This is a genomic window from Terriglobus tenax (assembly GCF_025685395.1).
Taxonomy (GTDB): Bacteria; Acidobacteriota; Terriglobia; order Terriglobales; family Acidobacteriaceae; genus Terriglobus; species Terriglobus tenax.
Genome location: NZ_JAGSYA010000004.1, coordinates 2,137,718 through 2,160,242, shown reverse-complemented (window position 1 = coordinate 2,160,242; position 22,525 = coordinate 2,137,718). Strand labels below are relative to the sequence as shown.

Below are 22,525 nucleotides of genomic sequence, written 5' to 3'. Positions count from 1 at the left end.
CACCTTGAAGCGATACCTCTTTGCCCTGATGGTCACCGCCACCGCCTGTGCACAACAGGCCGCCCCCGTGCACCTTACGCTCAACGAGGCCATCGACCAGGCCCTGCGGCAGAACCGCACCCTCGAGCTCGCACGGCTCGAAGTCAGCGGCAAGCAGCGCGAGAAAGACGAAGCGCGCTCGCACTACTTCCCGCAACTCAGCAACGAGAGCCAGGCCTCGCACATCACCGAGCTGCAAGGCGTCACACTGCCTAAGGGTGCACTTGGCAACAACACGCCCGTCGAAACCGTCACCGTGGGCCAGGGCGCCAGCACCAGCTACCTGAGCCGCACCATGCTCAATCAACCCATGACGCAGCTCTTCAAAGTCCACGAAGGCAACAAGGCCGCGGCCGCCGGAGTCAAAGTCGCCGAGATTGAGTTGGAAGATGCGCGCGATACCGTCGCCCTGAAAGTCCGCCAGGTTTACTACGGCGTGCTGATCGCGCAATGGAAGAAGCATGCAGCCGAACAGCAACTGAAAGCCTCTGAGGCAAGCCTGCAGGAAGCCCACGACCAGGTACAGCGCGGCGAAGCACTCGACGTCTCCGAGCTTGAAAGCCGCGCCAGCGTGCTGCAGGCCAGGCAGGATCTGCTTACCGAACAGCTCGCCATCAGCGACACCAGCCTGACGCTTGCTTATCTGCTTGGCCTTCCGGTCAACACGGTCTTCGATCTTGACGAGACCTCCGCCAACGCTGCCGTCGATCTGCCATCACGCGCCGAAGGCATTCGACGCGCGCTCACAGAAAGCCCTGAGGTTCGCAGTGCCAAGGCCACCGTAGAGCGCGCCCGCGCCGGTCTTGCCGTTGCACGCGATGCCTACATCCCCGACGTCACTGCCTACGCCCACTACAACTACCAGAGCGGCATCCCTTTCCTCGTTCACAACTTCGGTGCCTTCGGGGTCGCCTTCCATTACGAACTCTTCGACGGCGGCAAGCGCGAAGCCGAGCTGGGCAAGTCGCGCATTCAACTCCGCCAGGCCGAAGTAAAGCTCGCAGACGTCACCGCGCACATCGAAGCCGAAGCCAACGCCGCCTACGACAAGGTCGAGCGCATGCAAGGCCTGGCCCATCTTGCCGAAGAGGTAAAGCAGGTGCGCGCCGAAGCCGCCCGCGTCAAGACGAAACAGGTCGAACTGCACGCCGCGCTTCCCTCACAGCAGATCACCGCTGAAGCCCAGCTCAGTTCCTCCACCGCCAGCGCCATGGAAGCCAACCTCGGCCTCGTGCTCGCGCAGGGTGAGCTGCGCAAGACACTCGGCCTTGGCCAACATGAATGAAGGCAGCCTACTCAGCCGCGCTCTCTTCATTCGAGCCCGATCCATACCAGTCCACATCGCGCGTCATGTACATGGCCAGTGCAATCGCGATAAATGCGGCAATGGCTCCAATCAACAGTGCATAGGCCTCTACCCGCAGCAGCACATAAATGAACCCATACAGCAGCGTGAAGATCGTCAACGCACGCATCGCCAAAGCTCTGCTCTTAAAGATCCACTCCGTATTGATGGAGAACAGGCTGATCGTCGCCGCGCCCGCAATCAGGAAGCTCCAGTCAAAGCCGATGTGCTCGGCTAGCGACAGCAACAGCAGGTAGAAGATCACCTGCGCCACACCCACCATCACATACTGCGCCGGATGCACGCTCTTTCCTGTCGTTACCTCGAAGAGGAAGTACGTCAGAAACACCAGCCCCAGAAAGAGCGGAATGTAATGCAGCGACCGCCGCATCGACCGGTAGGAGTCCACCATGCGGATGCCTATCACCGTCGCCGGCTGCACAGCTCCCTGGTACTCAAAGGCCGCTGCCGCAGCCCCATGGTTCCGCGCTCGCTCGTCGTTCAGGTTGTCTACAAACACGCCGGAGATGCTCATCACCAGCGCCAGGAACGAAATCACAAACAGCTTCACGCCGCGCGACCGGGCATGTCTGCCGATTACAGCAAAAGGGGTGGGGGCATTCGTACTCATCATGGTTGTATCTCTCCTTGGTTTAACTTTGTGTTGCAAAGTTCGAGAACGTACGTCGGTAAACTCCAGCACATCAAACAACATGGATTGACTCCACGAACTCCCGAAGCAAGATCCGCGCTTGTCTTTCTTGTTTGTCATCCCGTATGGATCTGCTTCTCTTCGCAGCATGCCAAACGGCCCCCACTCTTTGTCGAAGACAAAGGGTGGGATATCTCGCGTTACGCTCCCTGCGGCGCCAGCTTGCGCTGCAGCAGATCCTCGTCCGGCGTCTCCACGGCTGCTGCTGCGTCGCGCACCACCTGCTCCAGCGTCGTCAGGTACTCCAGAAAACGCTTGCGGCCCGCAGGCGTGATCCGGGCGGTGGTCTGCACACGGCCACCGGCGGAGATCTCCTCCTTGCCCAGTTTCACCATGCCATCCTCTTCCAGCACCTGCAGGTGGCGCGCCAGGTTGCCATCGGTCAGGGCGCACATCTGTTTCAATTCCAGAAAGCTCAGCCCGTGCGGATGCGTCATCAGCGAGGTCAGAATGCTCAGCCGTGCCCGCTCATGGATCACGCGATCCAGGCCTTCATAGGCAAACGGAGCCGCGGTTGCGGAGTTCTTCGGCGTCTTCATGCGTCTCCTCCTTCCTTGGCCGACAGTTGATGAACCATCGCCACCATCGCCATGCCTCCGGCGAAGGGAACCGCCATGGCCACCGGAGCCAGCGCGCGGCTGTCTCCCAGCGCAAGGCAGGCCATGCCGGTCAGCAGAAACCAGGCGCCTGCCAGCAGCATCTTCTTCGGTAATCCCCGGCAGCTGGCAAAGACACCCAGGCTGAAGATCACCTGCCACAGTCCGGGCAGCATCCAGAAGACATCCCGCGAAACCCGCAGCAGCACAAAGGGAAGCACCGTACCCGCAATAGCTGCCGGCAGAAACTGCGCTACCGCCAGCCGGATCATCGCGTCCGCCATGCCCGAGTGCAGGCGATTGGCCCGCGTCATCATCTGCGTCCCGATCAGCGCCGCGCACACCAGTGCGGTACCCAACCACAACGCGACGTACATTTGCGGATGCGCTGCCGGTTCCGTCAGCCATTGCGACTGCGCTACACCCGCCAGCAGCGCCAGCACCGCCGTCGAGGAAAGCGTCAGCGGCCCATAGCCGCGGAACTCCGTGCTGGCCGCTACCTGGCGGCGAATGTTCTGGATGTCGAGAAGTGCCCGGTTGAGATCACTCATACGCGTCCTCTACTTTGTAGTGCAAAGTTATTCTTTGCACTACAAAGTGTCAAGCGGTAGTTTTTCCGAAGCGCTCTGCAGACCGGTGGCTCCCTGCGTGACGAACCCGGCCAGCATGCGTCCAAAACCCAGTTTCTTTCGTGATGGTTTCAATGCCCAGCCAGCTGAATACGGTGATTGCATCTCCTTTGCATGGCCGGTGTACTCTAGTCCGGCGGAATCCCCGTCAAAAACAGATGTATGAACGCCACCGCCAGCACCGCGATACTCTCTTTTGCCGCACGGCAGGAGGCCCGCACGCAAGAGCTTGAAGACATTGACGCTCTGGTGCGGCTCTACCGTGCAAAGGTTTATCGGTATGTGGCGTATGCCATCAACGATACGGACCTGGCAGAATCCATCACCCAGGACTGTTTCGTGAAGGCTTATGCCAACCGGGCCAGCTTCCGCGGGGACTGCTCCGTCTCCACCTGGCTCATGTCGATTGCCACCAACCTTGTGCGCGATCAGGTTCGCACCCAGAAGTTCAAGTTCTGGCGCAACTTCCGCTCCACGGCGGCCGACGTCACTGACATGGCGCACCAGATCGGCTCGCGCTCCAGTTCGCCGGAGTCCGCGCTGATTGCCCGAGAGCGCGTCAAGGGGGTTCACGCCGCGCTTGCAACTCTTTCTGAGCGTCAGCGGTCTGTATTTGTCATGCGATTTCTTGAAGAGATGGACCTGGCGGAGATTGCCCAGGTGACCGGTATGCCGGTCAACACCGTCAAAACGCATCTGCACCGTGCCGTCACTGCCATTCGTGCGCAGTTGGGCCCAAACGCATCTACACTGGGAGGGCCACGATGAAGCACCTCACAGACGAACAGTTCACCGATCTTCTGCTGGGTCTGGACGAAGGCGGTTCTGCTGCCTCCCACCTGGCCGCCTGCGATCACTGCCGGCAGGAGCTGACCCGCGTCGAGGAGACGATGGGTATGCTGCGCGAGGTCTCCATGGATTGGAGCCGCCAGCGTGTCGCCGCCATTCCCACACCGCAGCCCGGTCTGCTGGCACGCCTGGGACTCTCGTTTCGACCCGCGGCCGGTATGGCCGTAGCTGCTGTACTCGCCATCGCGGTGGCGGTGCCGTTCCTCACACGCGACGACGCGCCGGAGCCGAACGCTGCCGTGCAGCACGCCTCCCCTGTACCGACGGCCGAACAGATCGCCGCCGACAATGCTCTGATGGCCGCCATCAACCAGGAAATCGCACAGCCCGCTGTCCAGCATGAGGCAGCCTTTGTCGAAGAAAACGGCAAAGACAAGACGGCTCGGCGATAAACTATCAACCTTCAACCCATTCGCCAGATGACATTCCGACTCCAACTCGCTGCCTGTGGCCTGCTTGCCCTTCTGTTTGCCGCCTCAACCGCACTTGCCCAGGGCCCCGGTGGCCCTGGCGGTGGTATGGGTGGCGGCGGCGGACGTCCGCCCATGGGCAATGGCGGCGGCTTCGGCGGAAACGGCAGCAACTTCCCGGACCGTCATAACGGGCCGCCCCCCTTCAGCGGCGGATCTCCCGGATCGGTCAGCACCATCCGCGGCGGGCTGCAGGTTGGCCCTCCCGGTCGCTGGTGGGACAACAAGAAGTTTGCTGAGTCCATAGGTATCCAGAAGGACCAGCGCGCCCGCATGGACGCCATCGTTGACGCCAACCGCGGCACCCTGGCCACCCTCTACCGCTCCCTGCGCAAAGAGGAAGATGCTCTTGGCCCGCTGGTTTCAGCTGAACAGCCGGACGAAAACCGCATCCTCGCGCAGATTGACCGTGTCGCCCAGGCGCGTGCCGAACTGGAGAAGGCCAATGCCCGTATGCTCCTGGGGATCCGTCGCGAGATGACGGTCGACCAGTGGCACAAGCTGGAGTCGCACCGCGGCAGCCCGCCGCCTTCGGAATAATCCGCCCCAACCCGCCAGCCCGGCGGGTTTGTTGTTTTTGCGGTCAAATTCCCTCTCTTCTGCGTCTTTCCCGGGGCCTCTCCCGTCTCATTTTGTCCAGCGTTTTCGCGGGTTTGCAACGAAGGGAGAAGCGATGTTCCCCGTTGACAACCATGTTTCGGGTATGGTCTAACGTCATCGGCTTAAGACGTCTCAAAATTTCGTTCCCTGTCCGTCCTTAAGGCCAACAGTTCACGGCTTGTCCGTATTGTTATCTGCTGCAGTACATGTCCAGAACACACTCTGGACTTCTGGAGGGAGGTCATACCCATGCGTAGGAAATATCTTTGGTCGGCATGCATCGCGGTTTCGGCGTGCGCCACACTTTGGGCTGCGGACTGGCCAAGCGTTGGCGGAAACGCACAGCGCGATGGCTGGGCCCGCAACGACAAGTACCTGACGAAGGCCGATGCCGAAAAGGGCAAGGTCAAGCTCATGTACAAGTACAAGTTTCCCAATGTCAACGCCGGTCTGGACGGCCTCTCCGCGCCGATTGACCTGACGCAGCTCATCGGATGGGCTGGCTTTAAAGAGCTCCTGTTCGTTGGTGGCAGCAGTAACACGCTGTATTCCATCGACTCCGACCTGGGCGAAAAATACTTTGAGACCAAGCTGGGCTCTAAGCCAACCGCCAAGCCTACCGCGCTCTGCTCGGGTGGCCAGACGGCCTCCGTCGTCATGCCCGGCAACAGCTCGGGCCGCCGCGGCTTCCAGCGCCTGGCCGGTTATGTCTGGTCTGTCTCCAGCGATGGCAAGCTCTATACCGCGCGCCAGCAGGACGGCAACGCCGAGTACGTTGCTCCGGTGCCTTTCGTCCCCGCCGGCTCCAAGGTCACTGGCCTGAACTTCAACAACAATGTGATCTACGGCGCTACGGTCGACAGCTGCTCCGGCGACAACGGCCTCTACGCCGCCAGCTTTACGCCGCCGGTATTGCCAGATATGCCTGACCAGCCACTGGTCAAGCCTGCCGAGTATTCTGTCACCAAGTTCCTCACGGGCGGCAGCGGGTTTTCCGGTACCGGCGGCGTCAGCATCGGCAGCAAGAACCAGGTCTACGGCATGATCGCCGAGGGCAAGGGAACCGCCGCCGGAACCTACAACGACACGGTGGTCGCGCTTGACCCCAAGTCGCTTGAGGTTACCGACTGGTTCACGCCGGCCACTTCCGCTCCGGCCCTGAAGAAGGGCGTCGCCGGAGTCACCCCGGCCGTCTTCCAGATGGCCAGCAAGGACTACGTCCTAGCCGGTGGCCGCGATGGCCGCCTGTATCTGCTGGACGGCGACAAGCTTGGTGGAACCGACCACAAGACCGCGGTCGCTACCTCTGAGCCTGTCTTCACTCCGGATGGCGTCACCAGCTTCTACGGTAACTTCGCCACCTGGGAAGACGAGTCGGCCAGCAACGCGCGCTGGGTCTACGCTTCCGTTCGCGGAGCAACCACCGCCAAGGTAGGCGCCAACGGCCCCGCGGCCAGCGGTTCCATCGTCGCCTTCAAGATTGAGAGCAAGGACGGAGCCGTAACCATCACTCAGCAGTGGGTCTCGCGCAACCTGGTCACACCAGCGGCTCCCATTGTGGGCACCGGCCTGGTGCTGGCGCTCTCGACAGGCGAAGCTCCCGTGGTGAAGAAGGACGGCAGCCTCGCTTCTATCGCTGAGGTGGTCAAGGGCTCCAAGCCGGCGACGCTCTATTTCCTGGATGCAGCCACCGGCAAGGAAGTCTGGTCCAGCGGAACGCAGATCACCAGCTTCGGCGTCGGCGGTCTGGGTTATGCCAATGGCCGTGCCTACGTTCCGACCTACGACAACACCGTGTACGCCTTTGGCGTGCCGTTTGAGCGGTAATGCGCTCCGTTTTACAGGGAGATAAGAGTATGAAGAAACTCATCACACTCGCTGCCGTGGCCCTGAGCTGCGGCGCCGCCCTCGCCCAGAACTGGACGATGGACGGTGGTGACACCATCCGCTCCGGCTGGGCCAAGGACGAGACTGTCCTGACCAAGGACAACGCCAAAGACCTCTCGCTGCTCTGGTCCATCCAGACCGACGTCAAACCCCACGCCCTGCACGCCCTCATGACGCCGCTCGCCATTCATGGCCTGAAGACGGCAGCGGGCGAGAAGAACATGCTCTATGTCCTGGGCGTGTCCGATGTTATTTACGCCTTCGATGCCGACAGCGGCAAGGAGATCTGGCGCAAGACCTTTGAGCCGGCTCCTCCGCAGCAGCAGGGCCCTCCGGGCATGCAGCGCAGCGGCCCGTCGGATCCGCGCCACCTCAATTTCCTTGGACCCGGCGGCACCACTGGTGTTCCGGCTATCTCTGACGCGGACGCCAGCGGCAAGCGCACGCTGTACATGGTTGACGGCAAGGGTAACGTCGTTGGTCTGGATGCCGCGACCGGCGATATCGTCTTCGGACCCATCGCCACCGGCGTCATCAATAAGTTCGGCGTACAGCTCTACAAAGACCAGATCATCTTTGCGGACTACCGCGGCCGCGGCGGCATCATCTCCGTCGATATCAAGACCAAAGTAGTTCACAAGACCGCCGGCTTTGGCGGCGGCGGTGGACTGTGGGGTCGCCGTGGTCCGGTCATCACTGCGGACGGCACCGTGTGGACCACCACAGGCGACGGTATCTATGACGTGACCAGCGACCCGAAGAACCCGATGATTGGCAACTCGGTCGTCGGCTTCGAGTTGAAGGAAGACGGCTTCTGGCATGTGAAGGACTGGTTCACGCCGCCGAACTGGGACTGGCTGCGCAAGCGCGACCTCGATCCCAACAACACGCCGACGGTCTTCACCTACAAGGGCAAGGAGCTGATGGCGGCCTCCGGCAAGGAGTGCAAGGTCTACCTGCTTGACCCGAAGAACCTGGGCGGCACCGCTGACCACCACACCCCTCTCTACCGCACGGAGCTGTTCTGCAACTTCGCCGCCGACTTCCAGAATGCCGGAAGCTGGGGCGCTGTCTCCTCCTGGGAGGACAAGGCCGGAACGCGCTGGGTTGTGGTTCCGTTCTGGGGTCCTTCGGCTCCTGAGCAGACCAAGTTTCCCATCACCAACACGCCTGCAGCCAAAGAAGGTGGCGTAGCTGCCTTCAAGGTGGTGGAGAAGGCCGGCAAGCCCACGCTCGATCCTGTCTGGATCTCGCATGACATGTTCCGCGGCGATCCTCCGGTCATCGCGAACGGTCTGATCATCACCCACGGCAGCGGCGACAACACGCAGCAGGCCTGGCCCGATATCGGCCTGAACTTTGATTCCACCATCCGCGCTGCCAAGTCCAACCATGCCACCGTGTATGTGCTGGACGGACAGACCGGCAAGGAGATCTGGTCCAGCGGCGACAGCATCACCGGCTTCAACCACTTCTCTGACGTCACCATCTCGAACGGCAAGCTCTACATCGGCACCTACGATGGCAAGCTCTACTGCTTCGGTCTGAAGAAGTAAGCCGTAGCATAGGAACAAGCAAGGGCCACCCGCAAGGGTGGCCCTTCTGCTTCTGTTCGTTAGTCTTCGATGCGCGACCGCATACTGTCCAGCAGTACCGGCAACGGCAGTGACCGGGAGTAGTGCCATCCCTGCGCCAGCTTGACGCCATAGGCGCGCAACTGGCTGGCCTGCGCTTCACTCTCCACACCTTCAGCCACTACACTCAGCTTCAGCAGCCGGGCCAGGTCGATAATGTGCAGCACCACGTCGCTGGTCACGCTGTCCGTGCCAATGGAGTCCACGAACGACTTATCGATCTTCAGCGTGTCGAAGCGGAACGACTGCAGCCGCGAAAGGCTGGAATAGCCAATGCCAAAGTCATCAATGGCGACCGTGATACCAAGCGAGCGTATCTGCTCCATCACCCGGCGGGTTTCCTGTCCATCGGCAAAGGCGTGTTCAGTGGCTTCAATCTCCAGGTTGGCGGCGCATACGATCTCGATGGCCAGGAGTCTTTCCAGCATCGTGATGGTGTCCTGCGACCGCAGGTCATCCGGCGACAGGTTGATGGCGACCTTGAAGGCAGGGTCCAGCTTCAGAATCTCCGGCAGGTCTTCGGCAACGCGGTCGATCACAAGCTCGGTAATCCGGCGGATCAGGTGCCGGTCCTCGGCCATGGGGATAAAGTAATCCGGGCGAATGATCGTATCTCCCTGCCTCCATCGAACCAGCGCCTCGGCGCCGGTCCAGCGTTCGGTCCTCAGGTCGACTATCGGCTGGTACTCCACGTAGAACTCTTTCCTGCGAATGGCTGCCTTCAGCCGGCTGTCAAACGAAGAGCGGGCGCGCGCCAGGTACATGCCGGCCCATATCAGCCCGGCCCCGCACAACACGCCCAGCGGAACGAAGATCAGCGCAATCTGCTTCACCTTGCGGTACATGTGCTGTCTTGGAACAGCCACCAGCACCATCAGGTCATAGCGGGAAGATCGTATGGCGGTCACCAGGTAGCCATCCACGGCATAACTGCGTTCCGTGCCTCGCGGAATGGAACGTACCCAGCGGGGATCGAGCTGTTCTCCGCGTGAGGCCACGATATTCGGTTTGTTGGTCATGGGAGTGACGATCGCAATATTCAGATCACGTTCGTCCAGTGACACATCCAGCGGCAACTCCGGGTCCGTGATCACCGCAAGGCCATTCAGCGCAAAGATATTCAGCGGACGCCACTGGCCAACTGTGATCCTCACATTTAGATACTGCGCAAGGCCGTTCTCCGCTACAAAATTCGGATCATGCAGGGGCACAGACGTCTGTCCCGTAACAGAGCTGCAGGCAATCGTGTTGTTATTGATACGCCCAATCGCCTGCACATAATCCGAATCAAGATCGATGTCGCGCATCAGCGTAAGCTCTGCTTCGGAGCAGTGTGGAAGATGTGCGGCATGGACACGTTTAACGGCATCCACCATCTGGTCCGAAGTCTTCTCCGCGCGGCGTAGTACGTCACGCGCATAAGAAAAGCTCTCGTTGCGCGCGCTTGTCTCGCTCTGCGTCCAGGACAGCTGCAGCGACACCCCAATGGGAAGCAGCAGCGATATTGAGCAAAGAACAATCGCCAGGATGGTCTTCCTGGTGTTTGGAGAAGGTGTCACCCCAAAGCTCCTTCGCTAGACGAAGCTCTGCGCATGCACCATGCAAATGTTTGTAAGGAACGGATACGTCCATGGTATTGCATCGATCGGGACTTCGCCGTTCTTATTCCGGCAACTAACGCGCGAATCTTCCCAAAATCTGGGAGGGAAGCTTTGATCCCGATGTCTTCAACACGACATACACCACCGCAAGCCACAGCAAACTGGCTCCGGCAATCGCCGCAAGGTTCTGGATATGGCCATGCAATGCAGGCAGCAGATGCAGCACAGCCGTAATCGCAGCCCATCCCGCTCCCGCGGCTACCAGCGAGCGCGCCAGCTCTCCAAACTCGAGCCCCGCAATGGGAGTAAGTCCTTTGTATTGCAGCAGCAGTGCCAGGGCAACCGTATGCAGCAGAATGCCGATATTAGAGGCCCACGCCAGCCCCTCCACGCCCATCGTGTGAAACAGCAGCCAGTACACAGGAATGGAAACCGCGGTCACGATCGTGCCGGAGAGCATGGGAGTGAACGTATTGCTGGCCGCATAAAAGGCGCGGGCATACAGGTTCTGCGATGTCCACAGAAACAGTGACAGGCAGAAGACGGTGAACAGCCACGCCGTCGTGCGTGCGCTGGCTTCATCCATGCGGCCGCCCCGCAGCGTCACATCCACCAGAGGCCCCGCCAGCGCCATCATCCACCCCGCCAGCAGGAGCGACGCGGCGATCAGGCGGGTGACAGCGCGATTCACCGCTCCGCCAAACTCCGCAAACTTGCCCTGGCTGTACAGCGATGCGAAGAAGGGAAGCGATGCCGCGCCCGCCGCCGGCCCAAGAATTCCCATCGGCGAATTGAACAACTGCTTGGCATACGCCAGGCGGCTGATGTCGCCCGCGCCCTGCGATGCAAAGAAGGTGCGGATCCACTGGTCCCACGTGGTCAGCGACTGGCCAATCATTAGCGGCAGCGCCAGCTTCAGCCATTGCTTCAACGCAGGATGCCGGAAGTCCAGCACCGGCTGCCAGCGCATGCCTTCGCGCCGTGCGCCGATCAGGTTCATCAGAAACGCCCCGAAGCCTGCGCCGGCCACCGCGCCAATCGCCAGTGAGTGCAGCCCCAGGCGCTTATGCAGCAACACGGCGCCCACAATAATGCCCAGGTTGTAGAGGATGGGGTTCAGCGCCTGGAAGACGAAGATCTTCCGCACCAGCAGCTTTGACCCGAAGACGCCGCCCATGAAGAAGAACAACTGCGCGGGCAGCAGAACGCGCGTCAGGCTTACGCACTGCGCGGCCGTCTCTGCGTCAAAGTGAGGGAACTTCACGCGCACATACCAGGGAGCAAAGAACTCAGCCGCCACAATGGCTACCGTCAGAATCAGAGCCATCGTGTTCAGAATGATGCACAGGGCACGGTCGCCCTCAGCCTCTTCACCGCGTTCGCGGTAGCCGCTCAGCAGGCTGACAAAGGTTGACGAGACCACGCCGCCGATCAGGAAGTAGCTGACCATGTCCGGCAGCTCGTAGGCGCCCAGGTAGGCATCCGTAGCGTTGGTCGCGCCAAACAGGTGCGCGATCAGCTTCTGCCGCACCAGGGCGAATACACCGCTCATCAGGCTGCTGGCCATCAACAGCAGCGATGCGGAAAACGCCGTATGCGAAGCTCCCGGTCTCAGCCAGCGCGTCCATCCGCGAGGCGAGGGTGTCTGCTCTTTTTGTTGTGGGTCAACCTGCATGCGCGCCAGAGTTGATTCTACGGGTGCGGCTTTCCGCAGGCCTCATGGCAAAGCGGATTCCTCTGCGATATCCACACCTCCACAAGCTCGGTGGAGAGTGTGGGAATCCGGTGCCGGAATTACCAGATCGCGTCGTCCTGTTCAGGCTTGCGCACCGGCTTGCTGGCCGCAGGTTTTTTGCCGGCCTGTGCCTCGGCCACCTTCACCGTGGTGTAGGGCTTATACGAGGGCGTACGCGCCTTGACGATGCTCGGGTCGTCGCCCGATCCGTCCGTCCAGCTCTTCCAGGTCTCCTGGGGCCGCGGCGCACGCGAATGGCGCACGCTGGCGGGGACCGAAAGCCCGGCCACGGGAATGCTGGCATACTGCCGCTGGCTGCAGGTCAGGCAACGCACCGGATACCGCAGCAGAAGAACCTGCGGCAGGTCAGAGGTGCGCAGCTTCGAGCGCCGGAACGAGGTTCCGGGGCAGAACAGGCAGCGTACGCCATGCTCATCTTCGCGCACCAGCCGGACACCTGTCGCGGCCTGTGCCTGTCGGCGGATCTCCCGCCGTTCGTCCTGCGATAACCGTTCGGGCCCCTGCATGTTCCTCAGAATAAACGCTCTGGTGCTGTGGAGGCGGAAGAATCTTCCGGCGTTATGTTTGGCTTGCGGCTGGCCGTACGCCGTTTGGCAGGAGAGGAAGCTGCACCCGGAGGCTGCGACAGCAGATCGATCAACGATCGCATCTCCTGGCGAATACCGTCCATCTTGCTCCGGTCCACCGTCTCTTCCATGCGGAACAGGGTGGCCGGCGCTTCCTTGTGCTTCTGTTCGGACTTGAACACCTGCCGTGCCCCGGCAATGGTGTAGCCCTCGTCGTACAAAAGCTGCTTGACGCGTAGCGCAAACTCAACATCCCGGCGGCGGTAAAGCCTTTGCCCGGTGCCGCCCTTGTTGGGCTTCAGGGCAGGGAACTCGCTCTCCCAGAAGCGCAGCACGTAGGCCGGCACGCCGCACAGGCGTGCAACTTCGCCAATCCGGAAGTACAGCTTGTCCGGAATCTTGTCCGGCTTTCCCGGTATCTTGGTTCGCGCTTCGCCCAGGGCCATGGCTACATCTTCTTCCCCGTATCGGACTGATTATAGGCCCGGAAAAGTTGCAATTTACAAACCTGAAACGTTAAAGAGAGGGGGCAAGAGCGCACTTTGGTTGCCCCGTATTTCGATGCAGGCAGAAAAAACATAGTTCGCCTCAGCCTGCCTTCGCCGCCGTAACAAACGCCTTCAGCTTCGCGGGATCTTTCTTTCCCGGGGCACATTCCACGCCGCTGGCAATATCCACGCCCCAGGGGTGCAGTGTGCGGATCGCTTCGGCGACGTTGTCCGGGGTCAGGCCACCGGCCAGCACCACCGGCATGGCACGACGTGCCACCTCAAAGCTGGGTTTCGCCATCGTCCAGTCAAAGACCGTGCCTGTGCCGCCATCGCCCTTCGGTGTCTTGGCATCCACCAGCAGCCGTGTCACCAGTCCGTCTTCGGCCACGCGGCGTGCATTGGCTTCAAACGCCTCCGCCTGCTCCAGCCCGGCGGTCACCTGCCAGTGCAGGGTCTGCAGAATGTCGATACGGCCATCGAACTCCCGGCGCAGAGCCTTGATCAGCTCAGGATCGTAGCTTCCGTGCAACTGGACCCCCGTCAGCCCGGAAAACTCCACCGCAGCGCGAATGCTTGCAAACTCCAGCTCCGCGAAGACGCCGATCTTCTCCACCGCCTCCGGCAGCTCACGCACAATTGGCGCGACCTGTTCCGGAGTTACACGGCGGGTGCTTACCGCCGCGAAGACGAAGCCCAGCGCATCCGCTCCCAGGGCAGCGGCCAGCCTGGCGTCTTCCAGGTTCGTGTTGGCGCAGATCTTTACCCACATGGCGGTTTATCCAATCAGTGTGCGCAGCATGGCGCCCGGCGACGGCTGGCGCATCAGCGTCTCGCCAATCAGAAAGGCGTCAAAGCCGGCCACGCGCAGGTTCTCTACATCCTGGCGTGAGGTGATGCCGCTCTCTGCCACCCGCACCACGCCCTCCGGAAGCTGGGAAGCCAGCTCCACGGCGCGCTCAATCGAAACATCAAAGGTCTTCAGGTTGCGGCTGTTCACGCCCACGCATTCGCAGTCCAGTTCCAGCGCGCGGTCCAGCTCCTGCTGGTCGTGCACCTCGCACAACACGTCCAGGCCATAGCTGCGGGCGGCATCGCGCAGAATGCGCAGCTCGTCGTTCGGCAGCGCCGCCATAATCAGCAGGATGCAGTCAGCTCCGGCGGCACGGGCCTCCACTACCTGGAAGGAATCGACCATAAAATCCTTGCGCAGGCAGGGAATGGTGACCTCTGCCGAGACGCGGCGCAGATTTTCCAGCCCGCCCTGAAAAAAAACCTCGTCGGTCAGGATGGAAAGGCAGGTGGCTCCGGCGGCCTCCAGCTCCTTGCCCAGGGCTACCGGCTCAAACTCGGCACGGATCAGGCCCTTCGAGGGAGAGGCTTTTTTCAACTCGGCGATTACGGCCGGGGCGATTTTGGCCCGCTCGTTCAGGGCGCGCGCAAAGCCGCGCGGCGTATGAGCTGCGGCGGACGTCTCCAGCGCGGAAAGGTCTGTCGCTGCCTTGCGGGCGGCCACCTCCACGCGGGTATTGGCTAAGATACGTTCCAGATGGGTCGACATGCCTGTCCCCATTGTAGATACACTGGTGCCAGCATGAATTTCCGTCGCCTTTCGCTGTTGCTCGCCCTTGCCGTAGCTGCCTTTACCGTCTCCGCCCGCGCCCAGTTGGGTGTTTATGGCACTGTCAATGTGCAGCAGATCGGCATCAACGGCAAAAACATTGCCCCGGTCGGTGGCGGTGGCGGCGTGTATTACGACTTCAAACAGTTCGGCCGCGTGAAGCTTGGCGCTGACCTGCGTGGCAATGTCGCCAGCAGCAAGCAGGGAAATGACAACGGCTTCAACGGCGTTGGCACGCGTGTTCACACGGTACTTGGCGGCGTTCGCGCCAGCACCACGCTGCCCGTTACCTGGATCAAGCCCTATGTGCAGGGCTCCGTCGGCTGGGGCGGCAGCAACTTCGGCATCTCGCGGGAGATCAAGGGCGGCCTTGCCTATGAGGGCTTTGCTGGCGTTGACCTGCGGCTCGCCTCCATCATGGACGTCCGCCTGGTGGAGTTCGGAGTCGGCTCCATCCACGCCAATAACACCAGCAACACGCTGAAGAGCATCAGCATGGGCGTGGTCTTCCACCTGCCGTAACGCTTTGCGGGATTCACGCCTTTTGAACCCGGCTTTGTGGCCGGGTTCAGGCTTTTAAGACACATCGTCTTCCCAGCCTCGCAATACTTCGGGGCAGGTTATCTTGATACTGTTCCCGTCTGCCGCTACATCTTCCAGAACCGCCGGCACCATGCCGGTTCTCTCGCTCGGAGTGCGTCTCTTGTCCCAACAGCCCATCGCTGTTCTCTCTCACCAGCTCAAGACCCTCCAGGTCAGCAGCCGCGGTCTTATCGAAGACTGCCTCAGCCGCATCGCCGAGCCCGGCGGCGAAGGCTCCCGCACCTTCACCCGCGTCTACAGGGACTCCGCCCTTAGCACCGCTGATGCTGCGGACGCACGTCTGCGCAATGGACAAAGCGCGGGCCCTCTGGACGGCCTCCCCATCGCCATCAAAGATCTCTTCGACGTCGCCGGGCAACCTACCCCCGCCGGCTCGGTCGTCCTGGCCGACGCGCCCCCAGCCGCCGCCGACTCCACCGTCGTGCGCCGGTTGAAGCAGGCAGGCGCAGTTCTGATCGGCCGCACCAACATGACCGAGTTTGCCTACTCCGGCCTCGGCCTGAACCCCCACTACGGCACCCCGCGCAACCCGTATGACCAGGCCACCGGACGCATCCCCGGCGGCTCTTCCTCGGGAGCTGCCACCTCCGTCGCCTACGGCATGGCCGCTGCGGGCATCGGGTCAGATACCGGTGGCTCGGTCCGCATTCCTTCGGCCCTGTGCGGTCTTACCGGCTTCAAACCCACTGCTCGCCGCATCCCCATGGACGGTGTCCTTCCGCTCTCGCCCACGCTGGACTCTATCGGCCCCATCGCTCCCACGGTTGCCTGCTGCGCCCTGGTTGACGCGGTCCTTTCCGGAGAGTCATTTCAGCCCATCGAAGCCCAACCCGTCTCTACCCTGCGTCTCGGTGTCCTGCAGGGCTACGTTCTTGAAGGTCTCGACACTCATGTCAGCCGCGCCTATGAGCGTTCTCTCGCCATGCTGCAGGCCGCCGGAGCCACGCTCATCCCGCTGCATTTTTCCGCGCTCGATCGCATCCCCGCTGCCAACCAGTTCGCCTCCGCCGAGGCCTTCTCCTGGCACCGTCATCTTCTGGAGCGCGATGGCAAGCGCTACGATCCCCACGTCGTCGCCCGCATCGAACCCGGCCGCTGGATGCTCGCCGCCGACTACATTGACTGCATCCGCCAGCGCCGCGAGATCATGCTCGAAGCACAGGCGGCCTTCCAGCCCTTCGACGCCGTCCTGTTGCCAACGACCGCCTGGATCGCACCACCCATCGCCGAGCTTGAAGCCTGTGACACCGCCTACTTCAACGCCAACGGAGCCATGCTGCGGAATCCCAGTATCTTCAACTACCTCGACGGCTGCGCTCTCTCTGTGCCCTGCCACCTGCCCGGCGAGGCACCGGTTGGACTGATGATTGCCGGCATGGGAGGACGCGACCACGCAATTCTGCGCGTCGGCTCCGCCATCGAATCCTTGCTGGCAAATCCTCATGGGGCCTGATACTCAATGAGCAGCCACGAAAAATAACGAAACCATATAGCGTTCGTCTACTGAACATCGTTGTAAATCTGGTGTGGACTCTGTGCGGGCCCTGTACTCGTTTGTTGCCGTTGAATCTCTCTGCAAGGTGAGCTGGATTTGATGAAGAAGCGTTTGCTTTTCGGACTTGGTGTGTTCGGTGTACTCAGTGCGGCAGCATGGGGGCAACAGTCGGCTGCCGCAAAACCCGCATTCACCCTTGCGGATGTGCATGACAGTCCGCGCATGATGGTTCCCATCTCCAATGGGGGGCAACTCTACGGCGACCGATACATCCTGCATCAATCCAGCATCGTCGACATCATTGCCAAGGCCTACGACGTCAAGCCGGAGATGGTGCAGGGCGGCCCCAGCTGGCTTGAGATGAAGCGTTATGAGATTGTCGCCAAGGCCGACCCCAAGACCTCCGACGCCGACCTCCGGCTCATGCTGCAATCCCTGCTCGCCGATCGCTTCAAGCTGGTGCTGCACAAGGGAGAAGCGCCGATGCCGGCATTTCTTCTGACGGCTCCTGGCGGTAAGACAAAGATGAAGCCCAGTGAAGAGGGCCAGCAGCGGGACTGCCGTCCGGAACCGAACCAGACTGCCGGTGGCGCACCTCTCATCGCCATCGCTTGCAAAGGATTTACGCCAGAGGAGCTCGCAACCTTCCTCAACCAGGCGGCCAACAGCTACCTTACGGAACCCGTACTGAACCAGACAGGTCTTGAAGGTAAGTACGACTTCAGCATCCGTTGGACTGACATGCGCGTTCGCGCCAAGGCCGGCGCGGAAGCCGTCAGCATCTTCGATGCCGTCGACAAGGACCTCGGCCTGAAGCTTGAGCTCAAGACCGCTCCCCGCTCTGTATGGATCGTCGACAGCGTCAGCGAGAAGCCTTCTCCCAACTCCCCCGCGGTTGCCAGGGAGCTGCCGCCGCGTCCGCCCGCGCAGTTCGATGTGGCTTCCATCAAGCCCAGCCAGCCCGGCGAGAATCCCATGGCTATGGTTCGCAACGGCCAGATGAACATCAGCTCCATGCCGCTCAGGTTCCTCATCGTCTTTGCCTGGGACCTCAATCCCAACGATCCCAATCTCATCGTCAACGCTCCCAAATGGCTTGAAGAGAGCAAGTTCAACATGGTGGCCAAGGCAGCCCTGCCAGAGTCCCTTCCGGGGCGCCCGCCGGCCCAGATTGATAACGACGAGTTTCGCCAGATGCTGCGCAACCTCCTGATGGAACGCTTCCAGATGAAGGTCCACATGGAAGACCGTCCCATCGACGCCTACAAGATGGTGGCCGATCATCCGAAGCTGAAAGCGGCTGATCCCAAAAGCCGGACGCGCTGCAAGGAAGGCCCTGGCCCTGACGGCAAAGACCCGCGCCAGGCCAATCCCATGATCACCGCACTGTGGAGCTGCCAGAACATCTCCATGAAGCAGCTTGGAGAAGAGCTGGCCCACTACGCCACCGGCTATGTCTACACGCCCGTGCTTGATGGCACGGGCCTGAGCGGTGGGTATGACCTCACCCTCGCCTGGAGCTCCGCGAGCCTGACCATCCTGAAGCCGCCACCGGCCCCTGGAGAGCAGAACAGCGCACAGCAGGGTGCAACCGATCCCAATGGAGCCATCACACTTTACGAGGCCATGGACAAGCAGCTCGGCATCAAGATGGTGAAGGAAAAGCGTCCCGTTCCGGTCCTCGTAATTGACCACATTGAGGAGACGCCAACGGCGAATTAGTGTGCACGCTATCCGTTCTTCGCCGCCGCCAGCTCTCCGATTGCATTCACGAACCTGTCCAGGTCCGCGAGGGTCGTGTAGACGTGTGGCGTAATGCGGTGACACTTCACGTTGTCTAAAAGCGCGATCTTCGAGTGAATCTTGTATCGCTGGAACAGGATGTCAAGCAGCTCCGCCGGTGTATACCCTTCAACGCTCACACTGCCGATGGCGCAGGAGAACTCCGGCTTTTCGGAGGTATGCAGCTTCACGCCCTTCATCTCCTTGACCCGCGATGTCCAGTAGCTCTTCAGGTAGAAGAGGCGTTCCTGCTTACGGCGTGAGCCGATGGCTTCGTGGAAGTTGAGCGCCTCGCCGATGCCCTGCTCCAGGGCAAAGCTCCGCGTCCCCAGCACCTCAAACTTGCGGATGTCCGGGCTGTGCGGCTCACCCGTACCGAGCAGTGGCCACACCTGCGCGATCTTCTCCTTCCTTACCCAGAGCATGCCGGTGCCGATGGGCGCGGAGAGGAACTTGTGCAGGCTGGTGCCAAAGTAATCACAGTTCAAATCAGAGATCTTGAAGTCCAGCAGGCCATACGAGTGCGCTCCGTCGACGATGACCTCAGCCCCATGCGCATGCGCCATGTCCGCAATCTGCCGGACAGGCAGAATCTGCCCGATGCCGTTCATGACGTGCGTGATGTGCACAAGCTTCGTCTTCGGGGTGATGGCCTGCTCATAGGCCTTCACCATGGAATCCACATCCTCGCAGGGAAGGTCGATGGTCACCTGCTTGTACACGATGCCGTCACGTTGCTGCCGCTGCCGGTACGCCTGCATCACGTGGCCGTAGTCGTACTTGCAGCCGACCACCTCATCCCCGGCCTTCAACGGCAGGCCGAAGATAATGTTATGCAGTCCCTCGGTCGTATTGCGGTTGATGGCCACCTCTTCCGCGGACACTCCGCCGAGCCTTGCCAAACGCTGCCGCAAAGGTTCGCGGCCTTCGTCCAGAATCTGCCACATGTAATAGGACGGGCCTTCGTTCGTCATCTGCAGATAGCGCTCAACCGCCTGTTGCGACACGATGGGCGAAGGGGAAACGCCGCCATTGTTCAGGTTCAGGATCAGCGGGCTCGCAGAGTATCCACGCTGAATCACGCTCCAGAAGTCCTCATTCTGCGCCACGGCCTTGCTGTCCAGGTGGCTCACGGCACGCGATGCCGCCTGCCATTCCTCGGCATGGGCCTGGTGAAACAGGCTATTGGCGGAAAAAGCACCGGCAAGGGCCGACAGCTTCAAAAATGAGCGGCGGTTCTGGAGTGGCATACCGCCACTGTAAGTCAGAGCCTTCGCTCCGCAAAGAGAAAAGCCGTCCCACAAACAACAATGGCCGCCCACCGGGCGGCCATTGTTGTTGCATCCCATCCAGATATTACTTCTGGCTCTTCTGGATCTGTTGCGCGGTCTTCTGCACCTCTCCCCAAACGCGAAGCAGGTTTCCGCTCCACAGCTTGGCGATCTGCTGCTCGGTGTAGCCGCGGCGCACCAGCTCCAGCGTTACGTTGAAGGACTCCGCCGCGCTGTTCCAGCCATCGATGCCGCCACCGCCGTCAAAGTCTGACGCGATGCCAACGTGGTCAATGCCGATCAGCTTTACGGCATAGTCGATATGGTTCACCAGGTCCTTCACGTTCGCACGAGGACCCGCCGGATACTTGGCGTTGATCTCGGCCATACCCTTTTCGTAGGCCTCGCGCTTGTCTGCCGGCAGCATGCTCAGGAACCCGGCAGCCGGTCCGCCCGCACCACCTCTGCGAGCCGCCGGCGCACCAGCGGCATCTTCCACCGGGCAGGCACGCGCCGGACGTTCAGCTCCTGCACCCGCTCCACGACCGCGACCCGCACCCGCTCCGGGATTTGGTCCGAAGACATCCTGAATCAGCTTCGACATCGCCGCCGTGCGCTCCGGCGAATCCGGCTTCAGGTACGACGCAAAGCCCACCACCTGGATCACGCCGCCGTTCTTCTTCAGCGCCAGCAACTGTTCGTCATCCATGTTGCGGCTCACACTGGGAGCCAGCGCACGCACACCGGAGTGCGACGCAATGACAGGAGCCTTCGAAAGCTTGATCGCCTCCAGGTTCGCGCCCTTCGCCGGATGCGAAAGGTCCACCATGATGCCCCACTTGTTCATCTCGGCGATGACTTCCTTGCCCTCGGCCGATAGCCCGTTGTTGTAGGAGTAGCCATCCTTCTCGCCGGTGTTTGAATCGGCAAGCTGGCTGTTGCCGTTGTGCGCCAGCGACATGTACCGCGCTCCGCGGTCGTAGAACTCCTTCACCCGTTTCACGTCCAGGCCAATCGGGTAGCCGTTCTCCACACCAATCACGGCAATCTTCTTGCCTTCCTTGTGCAGCTTCAACACATCGGCGGGCGTCAGAGCCAGGCCAATCTGGTTCGGAGCAATCTGCTCCGTCAGACGGTGAATGGCGTCGAACTTCTCAATCGCCTGCTTGTAGGCGTTGTCATACCCCTCTGGAGTCAGCGGCCCCTGACCCACATAGACGATCATGAACGATACATCCATGCCGCCTTCCACCATCTTCGGCAGGTTCACCTGCGTGGTCAGACGCATGGTGTAGTTGCAGTCCGCCGTAAAGTTTGAGGGCTCAATATCGTTGTGTGTATCCAGCGGAATCACGTGGCTGTGAATCAGCTTGGCCTTGGCGATCAAGGCCGCATCGTCCGACTGTGCGGGACTGAACTGCGCAGCGACCAGCAGCGCCGCACCCATGGAAAGAGACGTCAGGTGTTTCACAACAACCTCCAGCAACGTGAGATGAGACAGGAAAATCGAGAGAGATATCCCGGATGAAGGGAATACCCATGGAATGTACGGGAGCGTCTCGCCTAGTGTAAACGCCGCGTAACATGGGTTCGAAAGAAAATGGAGTCACCATGAAACCAGACTTGTTGCGATTCGATGGTGCGGTGGAACATGACCCCGCGATCGATGCCTGGTTCAAAGACCGCGAGGGCGAGCTGGGTGCTATTGCGCGGCAATGGTTCCGGGCGATGCTGCAATGCGGGGACGAGGTCCGCGAACTGCTGCATGACGGCTGCCCGGTCGCCTGCCTGGGAGACGTACCCTTCGGCTACGTCAATGTCTTCACCGCACACGTCAACGTGGGTTTCTTTCAGGGAGCGTCCCTGCCAGACCCCGCCCGGCTGCTGCAGGGCAGCGGAAGGTTTATGCGCCACGTAAAGCTCCGTCCCGGAACCGCCATAGATGCGGCGGCTCTCAGCAAACTTATTGAGAGAGCGTACGCAGACATCAAATCCCGTGTAGAAAACGGCTAGCCGGGGTCGCACTGCTCTGCATCCAACGGGAAGGAGAGGTTGCTTATGAAAACTCCTGTTGTACTTCTGTTTCTTGCGCCGCTGGCATTGACTCTTGCCGCCGCCGCCCAGAGTTCGCCCCAGACTCCGGATGCCGCCCCACGATCTCAGCCCGCACCAGCACCCCACGGTCGAAGTGCCGGGGGTGATATTGGCAGCGGCAGCGGCGACATCGGCAAAGGCGCTGGCAAAGGTGCCGGCAAAGGTGCCGGCAAAGCTGCCGAGGGAGCCGGCAAAGGCGCTGGCGATCTGGTCACACTGCATCCTGTTGGAGCAACGGAAAACGTAGGCAAAGGTGCCGGAGAAGCCGGGAAAGATGTCGGGGTAGGCGCCGCGAAGGGAACCGGTAAGATCGCCAAGGGAACGGGAAAAGTATTGGCGAAACCCTTCCACCACTCCAAAAAGAACGACAGCCCGGACACGCCTCCACCCTCTGCCGATACTCCACGCTAAAGCGGCACAGTTCGCCACAGTCTCTCCCGCTTTCGATGCGGGAGAGACGGAGTTGCGCCTGATCGTTTACTGCCTG

At 61.2% G+C, this 22,525-nt stretch carries 22 protein-coding genes; 11 read left to right on the top strand and 11 right to left on the bottom strand.

The features are described from left to right. The first annotated feature begins 4 nt into the window (after positions 1 to 4). The gene (locus OHL13_RS14545; RefSeq protein ID WP_263410850.1) at positions 5 to 1,324 is read left to right on the top strand and encodes a TolC family protein; all 1,320 of its coding nucleotides are present in this window, start codon (positions 5 to 7) and stop codon (positions 1,322 to 1,324) included. 7 nt (positions 1,325 to 1,331) lie between these two features. Here OHL13_RS14545 and OHL13_RS14540 read toward each other — a convergent pair whose 3' ends face one another. From OHL13_RS14540 to OHL13_RS14530, 3 genes are all read right to left on the bottom strand, one after another. Further along, positions 1,332 to 2,018, bottom strand: coding sequence for a cell envelope integrity protein CreD (locus OHL13_RS14540; RefSeq protein ID WP_263410849.1), 687 nt, complete (start codon positions 2,016 to 2,018; stop codon positions 1,332 to 1,334). A gap of 218 nt (positions 2,019 to 2,236) precedes the next feature. Continuing rightward, the gene (locus OHL13_RS14535) at positions 2,237 to 2,635 is read right to left on the bottom strand and encodes a transcriptional regulator (protein WP_263410848.1); all 399 of its coding nucleotides are present in this window, start codon (positions 2,633 to 2,635) and stop codon (positions 2,237 to 2,239) included. Next, positions 2,632 to 3,243, bottom strand: coding sequence for a hypothetical protein (locus OHL13_RS14530; RefSeq protein WP_263410847.1), 612 nt, complete (start codon positions 3,241 to 3,243; stop codon positions 2,632 to 2,634). Before OHL13_RS14530 ends, OHL13_RS14535 begins: the two co-directional genes overlap by 4 nt. Positions 3,244 to 3,483: 240 nt before the next feature. Between OHL13_RS14530 and OHL13_RS14525 the strand changes: the two genes are divergently transcribed. The 5 genes from OHL13_RS14525 to OHL13_RS14505 all read left to right on the top strand — a co-directional run bounded on the left by OHL13_RS14525 (position 3,484) and on the right by OHL13_RS14505 (position 8,683). Continuing rightward, a complete protein-coding gene (locus OHL13_RS14525) occupies positions 3,484 to 4,089 on the top strand; it encodes an RNA polymerase sigma factor (RefSeq protein WP_263410846.1) in 606 nt (201 codons plus the stop codon). Beyond that, entirely contained in the window at positions 4,086 to 4,562 is a 477-nt protein-coding gene (locus OHL13_RS14520) for a hypothetical protein (RefSeq protein ID WP_263410845.1), read from the top strand. The genes OHL13_RS14525 and OHL13_RS14520 overlap by 4 nt, the downstream gene beginning before the upstream one ends. Positions 4,563 to 4,589: 27 nt before the next feature. After that, complete coding sequence (locus tag OHL13_RS14515; protein WP_263410844.1) at positions 4,590 to 5,180, top strand: periplasmic heavy metal sensor; 591 nt, start codon at positions 4,590 to 4,592, stop codon at positions 5,178 to 5,180. 309 nt (positions 5,181 to 5,489) lie between these two features. Next, positions 5,490 to 7,067, top strand: a complete 1,578-nt coding sequence (locus OHL13_RS14510; RefSeq protein WP_263410843.1) for an outer membrane protein assembly factor BamB family protein — start codon at positions 5,490 to 5,492, stop codon at positions 7,065 to 7,067. Between the two features lie 29 nt (positions 7,068 to 7,096). Beyond that, positions 7,097 to 8,683, top strand: a complete 1,587-nt coding sequence (locus tag OHL13_RS14505) for an outer membrane protein assembly factor BamB family protein (protein ID WP_263410842.1) — start codon at positions 7,097 to 7,099, stop codon at positions 8,681 to 8,683. Between the two features lie 59 nt (positions 8,684 to 8,742). Here OHL13_RS14505 and OHL13_RS14500 read toward each other — a convergent pair whose 3' ends face one another. The 6 genes from OHL13_RS14500 to trpC form a co-directional block, all read right to left on the bottom strand. Then, entirely contained in the window at positions 8,743 to 10,320 is a 1,578-nt protein-coding gene (locus OHL13_RS14500) for an EAL domain-containing protein (RefSeq protein ID WP_263410841.1), read from the bottom strand. A 115-nt stretch (positions 10,321 to 10,435) separates the two neighbouring features. Continuing rightward, on the bottom strand, positions 10,436 to 12,037 hold the full coding sequence (murJ, locus tag OHL13_RS14495; protein WP_263410840.1) for a murein biosynthesis integral membrane protein MurJ: 1,602 nt from the start codon (positions 12,035 to 12,037) through the stop codon (positions 10,436 to 10,438). Positions 12,038 to 12,156: 119 nt separating this feature from the next. Then, the gene (locus tag OHL13_RS14490; RefSeq protein WP_263410839.1) at positions 12,157 to 12,624 is read right to left on the bottom strand and encodes a hypothetical protein; all 468 of its coding nucleotides are present in this window, start codon (positions 12,622 to 12,624) and stop codon (positions 12,157 to 12,159) included. Positions 12,625 to 12,629: 5 nt separating this feature from the next. Then, on the bottom strand, positions 12,630 to 13,130 hold the full coding sequence (locus OHL13_RS14485; protein ID WP_263410838.1) for a MerR family transcriptional regulator: 501 nt from the start codon (positions 13,128 to 13,130) through the stop codon (positions 12,630 to 12,632). Between the two features lie 142 nt (positions 13,131 to 13,272). Continuing rightward, on the bottom strand, positions 13,273 to 13,944 hold the full coding sequence (locus OHL13_RS14480; RefSeq protein WP_263410837.1) for a phosphoribosylanthranilate isomerase: 672 nt from the start codon (positions 13,942 to 13,944) through the stop codon (positions 13,273 to 13,275). A gap of 6 nt (positions 13,945 to 13,950) precedes the next feature. Then, positions 13,951 to 14,733 (bottom strand): indole-3-glycerol phosphate synthase TrpC, encoded by a 783-nt coding sequence (gene trpC / locus OHL13_RS14475; protein ID WP_263410836.1) that lies wholly within the window; start codon positions 14,731 to 14,733, stop codon positions 13,951 to 13,953. Positions 14,734 to 14,766: 33 nt separating this feature from the next. On the opposite strand from trpC, the gene OHL13_RS14470 reads away from it, so the two are divergent. The 3 genes from OHL13_RS14470 (at position 14,767) to OHL13_RS14460 (ending at position 18,613) form a co-directional block, all read left to right on the top strand. Further along, positions 14,767 to 15,315: an outer membrane beta-barrel protein gene (locus tag OHL13_RS14470; RefSeq protein ID WP_263410835.1), complete on the top strand. Its 549-nt coding sequence runs from the start codon at positions 14,767 to 14,769 to the stop codon at positions 15,313 to 15,315. 172 nt (positions 15,316 to 15,487) lie between these two features. Then, positions 15,488 to 16,849, top strand: a complete 1,362-nt coding sequence (locus OHL13_RS14465) for an amidase (RefSeq protein ID WP_399255826.1) — start codon at positions 15,488 to 15,490, stop codon at positions 16,847 to 16,849. A 141-nt stretch (positions 16,850 to 16,990) separates the two neighbouring features. Further along, positions 16,991 to 18,613, top strand: coding sequence for a TIGR03435 family protein (locus OHL13_RS14460; protein WP_263410833.1), 1,623 nt, complete (start codon positions 16,991 to 16,993; stop codon positions 18,611 to 18,613). Between the two features lie 8 nt (positions 18,614 to 18,621). On the opposite strand, the gene OHL13_RS14455 is transcribed toward OHL13_RS14460, so the two are convergent. Both OHL13_RS14455 and OHL13_RS14450 read right to left on the bottom strand, forming a co-directional pair. Continuing rightward, positions 18,622 to 20,022, bottom strand: a complete 1,401-nt coding sequence (locus tag OHL13_RS14455; protein ID WP_263410832.1) for an aminotransferase class V-fold PLP-dependent enzyme — start codon at positions 20,020 to 20,022, stop codon at positions 18,622 to 18,624. Between the two features lie 7 nt (positions 20,023 to 20,029). Next, positions 20,030 to 21,415: a dipeptidase gene (locus OHL13_RS14450; protein WP_263410831.1), complete on the bottom strand. Its 1,386-nt coding sequence runs from the start codon at positions 21,413 to 21,415 to the stop codon at positions 20,030 to 20,032. Positions 21,416 to 21,555: 140 nt separating this feature from the next. On the opposite strand from OHL13_RS14450, the gene OHL13_RS14445 reads away from it, so the two are divergent. Next, positions 21,556 to 21,957 carry a DUF1801 domain-containing protein gene (locus OHL13_RS14445; RefSeq protein WP_263410830.1) on the top strand — a complete coding sequence of 134 codons (402 nt, stop codon included), beginning with the start codon at positions 21,556 to 21,558 and terminating at the stop codon, positions 21,955 to 21,957. A 45-nt stretch (positions 21,958 to 22,002) separates the two neighbouring features. Further along, a complete protein-coding gene (locus OHL13_RS14440; protein WP_263410829.1) occupies positions 22,003 to 22,449 on the top strand; it encodes a hypothetical protein in 447 nt (148 codons plus the stop codon). Positions 22,450 to 22,525 lie beyond the last annotated feature (76 nt).